This is a genomic window from Nocardia sp. NPDC056611, from assembly GCF_042792755.1.
Taxonomy (GTDB): Bacteria; Actinomycetota; Actinomycetes; order Mycobacteriales; family Mycobacteriaceae; genus Nocardia.
The window spans coordinates 30,195-44,531 of the sequence record NZ_JBHTVV010000006.1 but is presented as its reverse complement, the minus strand read 5'-3'; the positions used below and the strand labels follow the sequence as shown (position 1 = coordinate 44,531).

General features: G+C 72.4%; 1 pseudogene. It reads right to left on the bottom strand.

Features of this window, described 5'->3' with window-relative positions:
- Positions 1–219 precede the first annotated feature (219 nt).
- Positions 220–14,283, bottom strand: a pseudogene (locus ACFRAQ_RS28320) (amino acid adenylation domain-containing protein); the annotation flags it as partial.
- Between the last annotated feature and the right edge of the window lie 54 nt (positions 14,284–14,337).

The window sequence follows — 14,337 nt, the reverse complement described above, 5'->3', positions numbered from 1 at the left end:
TCGTGTCGTTTGCTGGTCGGAGACCACCCGGTCCGGTATTCCGGTTGTCTCGACCCCCGACAGACCATACGGCTTATCCCATCGCCGCAACAGCCGCAATGTTACGGGCGGGTCGCGCGGCGCGACCCATCGGCCCGCCGCGCGTCGCCTGTCGATTCCCGCTCGTGTCCAGCTCAGCGGCTGTGCTGTCGACAGTTCGGCCGCTGTGCCGTCACCCGCTCAGCGGCCGTGGTCGGCGAGTCCGGCCAGCGCCTGCACCCAGCCCTCGACCAGCTGCTTGACCTGGTCCAGGGTCAATACCGCGCCGACGAAGTCGAAGCGGGCGACGAGCCCGTCCTGACTGGTGTCGACGGTGACGTCCAGGTACAGGTCGGCCGCCACCGGCTCCGGGTAGACCTCGGCGGGACGCAGATCCCGATAGCGGAAGCCGATGCGACCCAGCGGCAACACCGCGATCTCAGCGACCGTGTCCGGGTTCAGGTACCGCAGCAGCCCGAATCCGACACCGTGCGAGGGCACTTCGCGCGCGAAATCCCGGATCTGCTCGATGACCGAGCCCGCACCGGGGCCGCCGGAGCGCACCTCGGCCAGGTCCAGACCCTCGAGCCGGAGCGGGAACGGGTAGCTGGTGCTGAACGCGCCGACCGTCCGCAGCCCGTCCCGGTCGCCGGGGACGCGGCCGTCGGCGATCAGGCGCACCACCGAACCCAGCGTGTCGCGCAGCGTTTCGGAGTCCGGGTCGAGCAGGGTCGCGGCCAGCGCGGCGAGCAGCACCTCGTCGATGCTGGCGTGGTAGCGGCGGGCGACGGCGTCGACGGCCGCCGCGCCCTCCCCGGTGATGGCCACCGAGACCCGCCCGCGGCTGCCCGAGTCGGCCTCGCCGAGCACCAGGTCCGGGGAGATGCCCTCGGTCACGCCCGCGAGCGCCTGACGCCACCAGTCCAATTCGTCGACGGTGGCGTCGTCCACGGCGCGGTCGGCCAGGGCCCGGGCGACGCCGCGCGGGTGCGCGTCGGCGCTGTGCGGGGTGGCGTGGCCGCCGGACCAGGAGGCGGTGAGGTCCTCGATGACGGTGCGCCACGAGGCGTCGTCCACCACCAGGCCGTTCGCGACCACCACCAGCACGGCGGCGGGACGGTCCCCGGCGTCGCCGCCCGCGGCCCCGTTCTCGAGCAGGACGAAGCGCATGTTGTAGCCGCGCTCGGGGTCGAGTTCGGCTGCGGCGGCGTGGATCACGGCCTCGATGGGGTCACCGACGGCCTCCACGTTCGGGTCGATCTGCCACACCACCGCGGCGCCGCGCGGCTGCACGGCGGGAAGGTCCAACGCCACGGTGTCGCCGTCACGGCGCAGGCGCGCCCACAGGCCGGGGTGCCGGTCCAGGAGACCGGCGACCGAACGGCGCACGCGGGTGCCGGAGATGCCGGCGGCGATGTCGAGGGTGATGGCCCGGACCCAGATGCCGGACGGCTCCACCTCGAGCAGGCCGATGGCTCCGGCGGGGAGCGGCGACACCTCGCCGACCGCGCTCAGCGCGGGGCCGGACGCCGCGGACACCGGGACCGCGGGGCGGCCGGCGCTCGGCGCGACGGGGGTGTCGGCGGCCGAATCCGGTTCGGTCGCGGGCTGATCCGCTGCACCGGCGTCGCGGGACGCGGTGGGCCCGGATTCCGAGACCGCCGACGCGTCGTACCGCGGCGCGGCGGTCTCCGGCTCCGGCCGGAACGCGACGTCCGGTTCTCCGGTGACATCGGGTTCGACGGCGACATCGGGTTCGAAGGCCGCGTCGGGCTCGAACGCGATATCGGGTTCGGAGCCCACCGAGCGCGCGGGCTCGGCGGGATCGTGCAGTTTGACCGGCGGCGCGAGGTCCTCGGGCCGGATGATCGGCAGCACCTGGGTGATGGCCCAGTCGTCGGCGTTGTTCATCGAGTCGGCGTTGTTCGCCGGTTCGGCGCTCTCCACCGGTTCAGCTTTGTCCACCGTCGCCGAGTTGTCCTCGGGTTCGGCGGTTTCCGGCGTTTCGCCACGGTCGGCCCGCTCGATGAGCTCGGCCAGGCGCGGGCCGATGACGGCGAACGCCTCCGGGGTGCACATGAGCTGATGCCGCACCGGGACAACGTGTTCGGCGATGCGACCGGTGACGTAGGGTCGCCAGTCCTCGGCGCTGTGCGGTTCGCCGTCCTCGCGGCCGAATTCGGCGGAGAACAGGTCCATCCGGGTGTCGAGCACCGAATGCCGGTAGCGCGCACCGAGTTCCACGGTGCGGACCGCGCCGCGGTACATGCGCCGCAGCCGGTCCACGGTGAGCACGGCCAGCTCGGCGGGGATGGCGGCGTGCAGGGCGTGCAGCGCCTCGTCGCTGAGGTCCTGCAGATCGCCCGCGGGCAGCGCGTCCTCGCCGACCCCGAATTCCGCGAACTGCGCGCGCAGATCCTCACGGAAGCTGTCGAATTCGGCGCCCGGGTAGGCGTCGAGCACGGCCAGCAGGTCGACCCGGTCGCCGGCGGCCCGCAGTTCGGTGGCGATGGCGTGCGCGAGCACACCGCCGAGGGAGTAGCCGAGCAGCCGGTACGGCCCCTCGGGCTGGACTTCGCGTATTGCCTCGATGTAGGTGCGCGCGACCTCGGTCAGCGATTCGGGCCGGTAGTCGTCCGCGGTGAGGGCCGGGGACTGCAGACCGTAGATCGGCTGGTCCTCGGGCAGGAACCGGGACAGTCCGGCGTAGGGCCAGGCCATGCCGACCATGGGCGGCGCGCAGAACAGCGGCGCGCGGGTGCCGGTGGCCCGGATGGGCAGCAGCACACCGAGGGCCGAGTCGGCCGCGGCGTCGAAGTCGTGCTCGCCCTCGAGCGCCGCGGCGATGCGGGCGCTGAGCCCGGCCACCGTGGGCTCGGTGAAGAACCAGGACACCAGGACCTCGGCGCCGGTGAGCTCGCGCAGCTTGGTGACGATGCCGGTGGCCAGCAGCGAGTTGCCGCCGATGCTGAAGAAGTCGTCGTCGGCGCCGACCCGGTCGAGGCCGATGGCCTCGGCGAAGGCGGCGGCCACCGTCTCCTCGAGCGGACTGCTCGGGGCGCGGTATTCGCCTTGGCGCAGTTCGGGTTCCGGCAGGGCCTTGCGATCCAGTTTGCCGACCGGGGTGAGCGGCAGTTCGTCCAGGACCAGGATGGCGGCGGGCACCATGTGCGGCGGCAGGGTCCGCGCGGCGTGCTCGGTGAGCAGGTCCGGGTCGGGTGAGTGGCCGGGCGTGGCCAGCACGTACGACACCAGGACGGTGACGCCCGCGTGGTTCTTGCGGCCCACGGTGACGGCGAAGTCGACCCCCGGGTGGGTGGCCAGCACGGCGTCGATCTCGCCGAGTTCGATGCGGAATCCGCGCACCTTGACCTGGAAGTCGGAGCGCCCGACGTAGTCGAGCTCCCAGCCGACCCGGGTCCCGGCCAGATTGCCGTCCCGGAGTTCGGGTTCGGCGAACCAGCGGACCACGTCGCCGGTGCGGTACATGCGCGAGCCGGGTTCACCCCACGGGTTCGCGACGAACCGTTCCGCCGAGAGCGCGGCCCTATTGCGGTAGCCGCGTGCGAGCGCGCCGCCGGACAGGTACAGCTCGCCCGCGACGCCCGGCGGCACCGGGTTCAGGCGGGAGTCCAGCACCAGCGCCGACATGCCGTGCACCGGGGAGCCGATGGTGATGTGGCGGCCCGGTTCCAGCTGCGCGTAGGTGGAGATGATGGTGGTCTCGGTGGGCCCGTACGCGTTGTGGTAGACGCGATTTCCGGTCTTCCACTTGGCCACCAGTTCCGGCGGCGTCACGTCGCCGCCGACCGACACCACTTCCATCTGCGACTGCCCGGCCGGGTCGACGGTGCCCAGCACCGCGGGAGTGATGATCGCGTGAGTGACGTTCTCGCGGCGCATGAGTTCGGCGAGTTCGGGTCCGCCGAGGATGTCGCGGGGCACGATCACCAGCGTCGCGCCGGTGGAGAACGCGCAGATCCATTCCAGCACCGAGGGATCGAAGCTGGGCGAGCAGATGTGCAGCATCCGGTGCTCGGCGTCGAGGTCGTAGAGGCCGGTCGCGTAGTCGCTGAGGCCGCCGAGGCCGGCGTGGGTCACGGTGACGCCCTTGGGCATTCCGGTGGAGCCCGAGGTGTAGATGACGTAGGCCGGGTTGGCCATGCGGATCGGGGCGACGCGATCGGCGTCGGTCACCGGTTCCGGGGACTCGGCCGCGCACCGGCGGTCGGTGGCGGCGTCGTCGAGGCACAGCCATTCGACCTCGCCGGGCAGCGTGGGCTGGAAGGCCTTGCTGGTGATGCCGATGACGGCGCCGGAGTCGGAGACCATGTGCCGCACCCGATCCGCCGGGTAGGCGGGGTCGACGGGCACGTGCGCGCCACCGGCCTTGGCGATGGCGAGCACCGCGGCCACCATCTCGAACGAGCGCGGGAAGGCCACGGCGACCAGCTTCTCCGGGCCGACGCCGTGCCGGATGAGCACCCGGGCCAGCTGCGAGGAGTAGTCGTCGAGTTCGCCGTAACTGATGGAGTGCCCGCGGTAGCGGATGGCGACGCGGTCGCGACCCAGGGCGACGCCGCGGGTGAGCAGCTCGGGCAGCAGCGCGGTGGCCATCACCTCGTCGCCGTGCACGTGGGTGAGCAGTTCGTACTCGTCGGCGTCGAGCAGCGGCAGGTCGCCGATGGCGGTGACGGGCCGGTCCACGATGGCCTCGAGCAGCCGGACGAAGCGCTCCGCGAACACTTCCACGGTGCGCTGTTCGAAAAGGTCGCGCGCGTAGGTGAACACGGCGTGCAGGCCGCTGTCCGCGTCGCCTTCGCGGACGGTCAGCGACAGGTCGAACTGGGAGGTCTGGATCCCGGAGTCCAGGGCGCTGATCCGCAGTCCGGGCAGCTCGAAGTCGCTGTCGGGGGTGTTCTGGAAGGCCAGCATGACCTGGAACAGCGGGTTGCGGGCGGTGGACCGCTCGGGGTTGAGCACCTCGACCAGCCGCTCGAACGGCAGGTCCGCGTGCGCGAAGGCCTGCAGGTCGGCTTCCTTGGTGGCGGCGAGCAGTTCGTGGAAGCGGAGTCCGCCGTCCACGTGCGAGCGCAGCACCAGGGTGTTGACGAACATGCCGATGACGTCGTCGAGGGCGGCCTCGCCGCGGCCCGCGACGGGCGTGCCGATGGCGATGTCGTCGGTGCCGGACAGGCGCGCCAGGAACAGGGCCAGCGCGGAGTGCACGACCATGAACAGGGTGGCGTTCTGCTCGCGGGCGATGCGCGCCAGACCCTGCTGGAGTTCGGCGTCGATGTGGAAGGGCACCAGGCCGCCGCGGAAGCTGGACACCGGCGGGCGTGGGTGGTCGGCGGGCAGGTTGAGCTCGTCGGGCAGCCCGGCCAGCGCGGTGCGCCAGTGGGCGGCCTGCTCCGAGATCAGGCTCTGCTCATCGGTTTCCGAGCCGAGGACGGTGCGCTGCCACAGGCTGTAGTCGGCGTACTGGACGGTGAGCGGGGTCCACGCGGGCGCGGCCCCGGCCGAGCGCGCGATGTAGGCGGTCATCAGGTCGCGGGCCAGCGGGCCCATGGACCAGCCGTCGGCGCTGATGTGGTGGGCGACCAGCACGATCACGTGCACGGCGGGTTCCACCTCGAAAAGGCGGACGCGCAGCGGGATCTCGCGGGTGACGTCGAAGCCGGTGGCCAGCAGCGTGCCGATCAGCTCGGGCAGGTCGGCGGCCGCGGCGGGCTCGGCGGTGAGCTCCGGCACCGCCTGCTCGGCGGGCAGCACGACCTGGTGGGCCGCTCCTCCGCTCTGCGGGTACACGGTGCGCAGGGTCTCGTGACGGGCCACCAGGTCCGCGACGGCCTGGCGCAGCGCCTCGACGTTCAGTTCGCCGTCCAGGCGCAGGGCCATCGGCAGGTTGTAAGCGGTTGCGGCGGTGTCGAACTGGTTGAGGAACCACATCCGCTGCTGGGCCAGCGAGAGCGGCACCAACTCCGGGCGCGGGCCCGCGACCAGCGGCGGACGGCGACGGCCGCCGCTGCCGGTCAGTACGCGCCGGGCCAGTTCGTCGACGGTGGTGGCCTCGAACAGGTCGCGCACCCCGAGCCCGGATTCGAGCGCGGTGTTGATGCGGGCCACCACCTGGGTGGCGACCAGCGAGTTGCCGCCGAGGGCGAAGAAGTCGTCGTCGAGGCCGACGGGCCGGTCCAGTCCGAGGGTCTCGGCGAAGACCGCCGCGACGGCCAGCTCGACCGTGGAGACGGGGGCGCGGAACTCGCGCGCCTCGAATTCCGGTGCGGGCAGGGCCTTCCGGTCCAGTTTGCCGTTGGCGTTGACCGGCATGGCGTCGAGCACCACCGTGGCGGCGGGCACCATGTAGGACGGCAGCCGGGCTGCCAGGTGGGCCCGCAGCGCGTCCTGATCGATGGCGCCGCCGGCGGCGGGCACCACGTAGGCGGCCAGCATGTCGCCGGTGTGCTCGGAGGAGTGCAGCACCACCACGGCCTGGTCCACGGAGTCGTGCGCGGTGAGGGCGGCCTCGATCTCGCCGAGTTCGATGCGCAGGCCGCGCAGCTTCACCTGGAAGTCGCTGCGGCCCAGGTAGACCAGGTCGCCGTCGGCGTTCCACTTCACCAGGTCGCCGGTGCGGTACATGCGCTCGCCGCGGCCGAAGGGGCTGGCCACGAAGCGTTCCGCGCTCAGGTCGGGGCGGCCGACGTAGCCGCGCGCCAGCTGCGCGCCCGCCAGGTACAGCTCGCCCACCAGGCCGGGGGCGACCGGGTGCAGGCGCGCGTCGAGCACGTAGGCGCGGGCGTTCCAGACCGGGCCGCCGATCGGCACGGCCCCGGCCACGTCGGCGCGGACGGGCGCGGCGGTGGCGTGCACGGTGAATTCGGTGGGCCCGTACAGGTTGTGCAGGGCGGCCGGGCTGATCGCGCGGAAGGCGTCCACGGCGTCGGAGGTGAAGGCCTCACCGGCCACCAGCAGCGCACGCAGCGAACCGATCCGCTCCGGGTCGGCGGTGGCGGCGAACATCCGCAGCATGGACGGCACGAACGAGGTGATGGTGACGTTGTGGGCGGCGATGACGTCGGCCAGGTACTGCGGGTCGCGGTGGCCGTCGGGGGTGGCGACGATCATGCGACCGCCGGTGGCCAAGGGGGCGAACAGTTCCCACACCGAGACGTCGAAGGTGGCCGGGGTCTTGAACAGCACCACGTCGTCGCGGCCGATCCCGTATTCGCCGGTGATCCAGCGGATCTGGTTCACCGCGGCGGCGTGCGGCACCGCGACGCCCTTGGGGCGGCCGGTGGAGCCGGAGGTGAAGATGACGTACGCGGTGTGCTCGGGCCGCAGCGGCGCCCGGCGTTCCCCGTCGGTGACCGGGTATTCGGCGTAGCCGGCCAGGATCGCGGTGTCGACCTCGAGCACGCGGCGCTCGCCGGCGTCGAAGCTGTCGCGCGAGGTGGTGAGCACGCACACCGGGTCGGCGGTGTCGAGTACGTGGGCGACCCGTTCGGCGGGCTGGTCCGGGTCCAGGGGCACGTACGCGCCGCCCGCCGACAGCACCGCGTAGGCGGCGGTGACGAAGTCCAGCGAACGCCGGATGTGCAGGGCCACCAGCGTTTCCGGGCCGACGCCCTCGGCGATCAGGCGGCGCGCCAGGCGGTGCACGCGGGCCGCGAACTCGCCGTAGGTGACCCGCTCGCCGCCACTGTCGATCGCGATCGCGTCGGGGGTGCGCAGGGTCTGGGTCTCGAACTGCGAGAGCAGCGTGGAGCTCCAGGCGTGCTGCCCGGCCGTGAGATCGACGGCGGTGGCGTTCCAGTCCGTCATCACCCGCTGGCGTTCGTCCACGGCCAGCAGGTCGAAGTCGCCGACGGCGCGTTCGGGGTGGGTGGCGGCGGCGACCAGGGTGCGGCGCAGGCGCTCGGCCAGGCGGTCCATGGTGTCGGCGTCGAACAGGTCGGTCGCGTAGGTGAACGCGGCCGAGATACCCTGCGCCACACCGTCGGTGGAGGTGCGCTCGACCAGGGTGAGGTCCAGGTCGAACTTGGCGACCGGCACGGTCAGGTCGACGTCGGAGACGGTGACGCCCGGCAGCTCGAACACCGCCGGGGTCATGTTCTGCAGCGTCATCGACACCTGGAACAGCGGGTGCCGGGCCTGCGAGCGCGGCGGATCGAGCAGTTCCACGATGCGTTCGAACGGCGCGTCGGCGTGCTCGAAGGCGGCCAGGTCGGTGCGACGGACCGCGGTCAGCAGTTCGGCGAAACCGGCGTTCGGGTCTATCTCGGTGCGCAGCACCAGGGTGTTGACGAACATGCCGATGAGCTCGTCCAGAGCGGCCTCGCCGCGACCCGCGATGGGCGCGCCGATGGCGATGTCGCGGGTGCCCGACACGCGTGCCAGTAGCACCGCGAAGGCGGCGTGCAGCACCATGAACAGGGTCGTGTTGTGCTGCTGCGCGACCCGGTTCAGGGCGGCGTGCACGTGCGGGTCGATATCGAAGACGTGCACCGCGCCGCGGCCGGAGGCCACCACCGGGCGGGGCCGGTCGGTGGGCAGTTCCAGCTGGTCGGGCAGTCCGGCGAGGGTGTCACGCCAGAAGTCGAACTGGCGGGCCAGCGGCGAGGCGGGATCGTGCTCGTCGCCGAGGCTCTCGCGCTGCCACAGCGCGAAGTCCGCGTACTGCACCGGCAGCGGCGACCACTCCGGCTCGCGGCCCCGCATGCGGCCGAAGTAGGCGGTCATCAGGTCGCGGGTGAGCGGGCCGCCGGAGAAGCCGTCACCGGCGATGTGGTGGACCACGCACACCAGCACGTGGTCGTCGTCGCTCAGACGCAGCAGGCGCAGCCGCAGCGGCGGCGCGACGGTCACGTCGAACGGCGCGAACGCGGCCTCCGAGACCACCTGGGCCACATCGGCTTCGGTGACCTGCACGACCGGCAGCGACGGCATGGCGTCGGGCGCGTCGATGGCCAGGATCAGCTGGTGGCCGACGCCGTCGTGCTCGGGGTAGTAGGTGCGCAGCACCTCGTGCCGGGCCACCAGGTCGGCCACGGCATCGCGCAGCGCGGGCACGTCCAGCGGGCCAGTGACGCGCAGCGCGGTGGGCAGGTTGTAGGTGGCGGCCTCCGGATCGAGCCGGTTGAGGAACCACATGCGCTGCTGCGCGTAGGACAGCGGGATCAGCTCCGGGCGCGGCATGGGCCGCAGCGGGGCGGTGCCGGCGACGGCCGAATCGGCCAGCGCGTCCAGGGAATTCGCGAGTTCGGCGACGGTCGGGTGCTCGAACAGGGCGCGGACCGGGACCCGGGCGCCGATGGCCGAGCCCAGGCGGGCCACCACCTGGGTGGCGTTGAGCGAGTTGCCGCCGAGCTGGAAGAAGTCGTCGTCGGCGCCGACGCGGTCGGCGCGCAGCACGGTCGCGAAGATCTCGGCCACCGTCTGCTCGGCGGCCGTGGCGGGCTCGCGGTATTCGCGGGCCTGGAACTGCGGCACCGGCAGCGCCTTGCGGTCGAGCTTGCCGGAGGCGTTGAGCGGCATGGCCTCCAGGCGCACCACGGCCGAGGGCACCATGTAGGAGGGCACGGATTCGCGGGTGTGGGCGAGCAGGTCGGTATCGGTCACCTGCGCGTCGTCCTCGAGAACGACGTAGGCGACCAGGCGGTCGCCGGTCTCCCCGCGCACCAAGGAGACGGCGGCGCGGTGCACGGCGGGGTGGCCGAGCAGCACGGTCTCGATCTCGCCGAGTTCGATGCGCTGGCCGCGCAGCTTGATCTGGAAGTCGCTGCGGCCCAGGTATTCCAGGGCGTGGCCGGTGCCGGCCGAGCCGGCGGGCTCAGCACCGCCGGACGGCACCCAGCGGACCACGTCGCCGGTGCGGTAGAGCCGCTGCCCGCTCTCGTGGGCGACGAAGCGTTCGGCGGTCAGCGCGGGCGCGCCGAGGTAGCCGCGCGCCAATTGCACACCGGCGACATACAGTTCGCCGGCCGCGCCGAACGGCACGGGGCGCAGCTGCCGGTCCAGCACCAGGACCCGGGTGTTGGCGACGGGGCCACCGATCGGCACCGCGACGCCGTGCGTGCGCTCGGCCGGATGGGCGGTGACCACGGTGGCCTCGGCGGGGCCGTACCAGTTCACCAGCTTCGTGTCCGGCAGCGCCGCAGCGAATTTCGCGGCGCTCTCGGCGGACAGCGCCTCACCGGCGGCGAACACCCAGCGCAGCGAGGGGTGTCGCCGGGCCGCGCCGTCGAGGTACGCGTCGAGCATGGACGGCACGAAATGCACGGAGGTGACCGCGTATTCGTCGATCACGCGCGCGATGTAGGCCGGGTCGCGGTGCCCGTCCGGCTCGGCGACGACCACGGTCGCGCCGGTCTGCAAGGGCCAGAACAGCTCCCAGGTGGAGATGTCGAAGGTGATCGGCGTCTTGTGCAGCACCACGTCGCCGGGACGGTGCGGGTAGGTGCGCTGCGACCAGCGGAACTGGTTGGCCATCTGCCGATGCGTGATCACCACACCCTTGGGGCGGCCGGTGGAGCCGGAGGTGTAGATGACGTAGGCGGCATTGTCCGGACGCACCGGAGCGGGGGCCACCTCGACGAACTGGTCCGCGCCCGCGAGCGCGTCCACGAAGAACAGCGGGACGCCGGAAGCGGTTTCGAAGTCGTCGGCGGCGCGGGTGAGCACGCACACCGGCGCTGATCCGGCCAGCACGTACTCGTTGCGCTCGGCCGGATGATCGGGGTCGACCGGCACGTACGCGCCGCCGGACCGCAGCACCGCGTAGACGGCCACGACCAGGTCGATGCTGCGCCGCATGGCCACGGCCACCCGGGATTCCGCGCCGACACCGCGCAGGGTGAGCTCCTGCGCCAGGCGACGGGACCGGGCGTCGAGCTCGGCGTAGGTGAGGCTGATGCGGTCGAAGACGACGGCGGGGGCGTCGGGCGTCCGGGCCACCTGGGCGTCGAACAGGGTGAGCAGCGTCGAATCGTCCTGCAGCTCGGGCACTTCGGTGGCGTTGACCTCGGCCAGCGCGCGGCGTTCGCCGTCGAGCAGCGCGTCGATCTCGGCCACGCGGGCCCGCGGATCGGCGGCGATGCGGCCGAGCAGCGCCGCGAGCCGGTCGGCGATGGCCTGCGCGGCGTCCTCGTCGAAGAGGTCGCGCAGGTACTTCACGCCGAAGCCGAGGCCCTTGCCGCGCGGCTGCACCATGACGGTGAGCGGGTAGTGGGTGCCGTTGGTCGCGGACGCGCCGAGGATGCCCGCGCCGTCGATGGGCGCGGCGGCGTCGTCGAGCGATTCCTCGTCCACCGGGAACGAGGCGAACACCACGATGGAGTCGAAAAGCCCGTCGACGCCCGCGATCTCCTGGATCTCGCCCAGCCCGACGTAGTGGTGGTCGAGCAGGGCGGCCTGCTCGTCCTGCAGCGACCGCAGCACCTGCGCGAGGGTGTCGCCCGCGTTCAGCCGCACCCGCACCGGAATGGCGTTGAGGAACAGGCCGATCATGGTCTCGATGCCCGCCAGCTGCGGCGGACGGCCGGAGACGGTGGCGCCGAAGACCACGTCGTCGCGGTCGGTGCTGCGGCCGATGAGCAGACCCCACGCGGCCTGCACGACGGTATTGAGCGTGACGCCCGCGTCGTGGGCCACCTTGGTCAGGGTCGCGGTGTCGGTCTCGGACAGCGTGAAGGTGATTTCGCCGATGCCGGAGGTGATCTCGCGGGAGGGGTCGACCGCCGCCAGCGGGGTCGGGTCATCGAATCCGGCCAGGGTCTCGCGCCAGGCCTCGCGCGCCGCGCCGTGGTCGCGGGCGGCCAGCCAGGCCAGGTAGTCGCGGTAGGGACGCACCGCGGGGATCCGGGAGGCGTCGCCGTCGGCCGCGTAGAGCAGCAGCATGTCCTGCACCAGCAGCGGCATGGACCAGCCGTCGATGAGGATGTGATGGCTGGTGACGCACACCCGGTAGCGGTCAGCGGCGGTCCGGAACAGCGTGATGCGCAGCAGCGGGCCCGCGCCCATGTCGAAGTGGCGGGCCACGTCGAAGGCCATCAGCCGGTCGGTCTCGGCCAGCGCCTCGGCGGGTTCGCGGTCGCTGAGATCCAGGTACTGCCAGGGCAGTTCGACGTCGTCGAGGATGACCTGCAGCGGATTGCCCGCGCTGTCCTCGGCGAAGACGGCCCGCAGGTTGACGTGCCGTTCCAGCATGGCGCGGGCGGCGGCGTGCACGCGCGCCACGTCGATCTCACCGGCCACGTCGAGGGCGAACTGCACCATGTAGGCGTCGACCGAGGATTCGGCCAGGCGGGCGTGGAACAGCATGCCGGACTGCAGCGGCGTCAGCGGCCACACCTCGGACAGGTTCGGGTACTGCTCGCGCAGCCGCGCCTCGTCGGCCGGGTCCAGCTCGACCAGCGGGCCGGTCGCGAGTTCCTCGGTGGCGGTGGCGTTCTCGACCGGCACCGCGACCTCGGCCAGCGCGGCCACGGTGCGGGCGGCGAACATCTCGCGCGGCTTGAAGCCCAGGCCGCGGGCGCGCGCCCGGGACACGATCTGGATGGCGGTGATGGAATCCACGCCGAGGCTGAAGAAGTCGTCGTCGAGCCCGACCCGGTCCAGGCGCAGCACCTCGGCGATGACCTCGGCCACCGCCTGCTGCGCGGGGGTCTCCGGCGCGCGGTACTCGCCGATCTCGAGCTGCGGTTCGGGCAGCGCACGGCGGTCCAGCTTGCCCGCGGGGGTCAGCGGGATCTCGTCGAGCTCCATGATGGCGGCGGGCACCATGTGCGCGGGCAGCGCCCGTTCCGCCAGCTCGGACAGTTGCGGGGTGTCGATCGAATAGCCCGGTGCGGCATGCACGTACGAGACCAGCGCGGTGGCGCGCCCGTTCACCTCGTGGCCGATGGTCACCGCGAAGTCGACCGACTCGTCGCCCGCCAGCACGGCGTCGATCTCGCCGAGTTCGATGCGCAGGCCGCGGATCTTGACCTGGAAGTCGTTGCGGCCCAGGTACTCCAGTTCACCGGCGGCGTTGGCGCGCACCAGGTCGCCCGTGCGGTAGAGCCGGGAACCATTTGCCTCGAACGGATTCGCCACGAAGCGGGATGAGGTCAGTTCGGGGCGGGCGTGATAGCCGCGGGCCAGCAGCGCGCCCGCGATGTACAGCTCGCCGGGCGCTCCGGCCGGGACCGGCCGCAGCCGCTCGTCCAGCACGTGCGCGGTGGCGCCACGGATCGCCGCACCGATGGTGACCGTCCGGTCCGCCGCCAGCGGATCGGAGATATTGGTGGCGATGGTGGCCTCGGTGGGGCCGTAGGCGTTGAAGAACCGGCGGTTGCCCGACGGGCTCGTCGACCATCGGCGCACCAGCTCCGGCGACACCGCCTCGCCGCCGCCGACGATGGACTCCATGCCCGTCAGCTGCTCGGGATCCAGCGAGGCCAGCACGGACGGCGTGATCAGGCCGTGCGTGACGCCCTCGCGGGCGATCAGCGCGCCCAGCTCCGGGCCGCCGTACACGTCGGGCACGGTGACCACCAGGGTCGCCGCCGCGCCCACGGCCATCAGCAGTTCCATGATGGAGGCGTCGAACGACGGGGTGGCCACGTGCAGCACCCGCGACTCCGCGCCGATGCCGAAGCGTTCCCGCATCTCCGCGGTGAGCGCGGCCAGGCCGGTGTGGGTGACCACGACGCCCTTGGGCAGCCCGGTGGAACCGGAGGTGTAGATGGCGTAGGCGGTGTGCTCGGCGCGCAGCGGGCGCACCCGGTCGGCATTGGTGACCGGTTCGGCCGAGTAGGTGTTCGCGGCGGCCAGGAACTCGTCGGTGTCGATGTCGAGCCACGGCACGGCGGCGGGCAGCGTGGAGCGGGTGTCGGCGACGGTCAGGCCGAGGACCGCGCCGGAGTCGGTGACCATGTGCAGTACGCGGTCGGCCGGGTAGCTGGGGTCGACGGGCACGAATCCGGCGCCGGTCTTGGCGACCGCCCAGACCGCGACGACGGACTCCACCGAGCGGCGGATGCCGACCGCGACCAGATCCTCCGGGCCGATGCCGCGCGCGATGAGCAGCCGGGCCAGCCGGTTGGAGCGTTCGTCGAGTTCGCCGTAGCCGAGACGCGCCAGGGCGGCGTCGGCGTCGGCCAGGACGACGGCGGTGCCGCCCGGGTTGGCCTCCACGGCGGTGGCCATGAGTTGCGGCAGGGTCGGGACGTGCGGTCCGCGGCGGGTCCGGGTCGGGCGTACGCGAGCCGTGCGGGTCATGCCTGCACCGCCACGAGCTCGTTCTTCCGGTCCCCGACCACCCGAATCATGCAG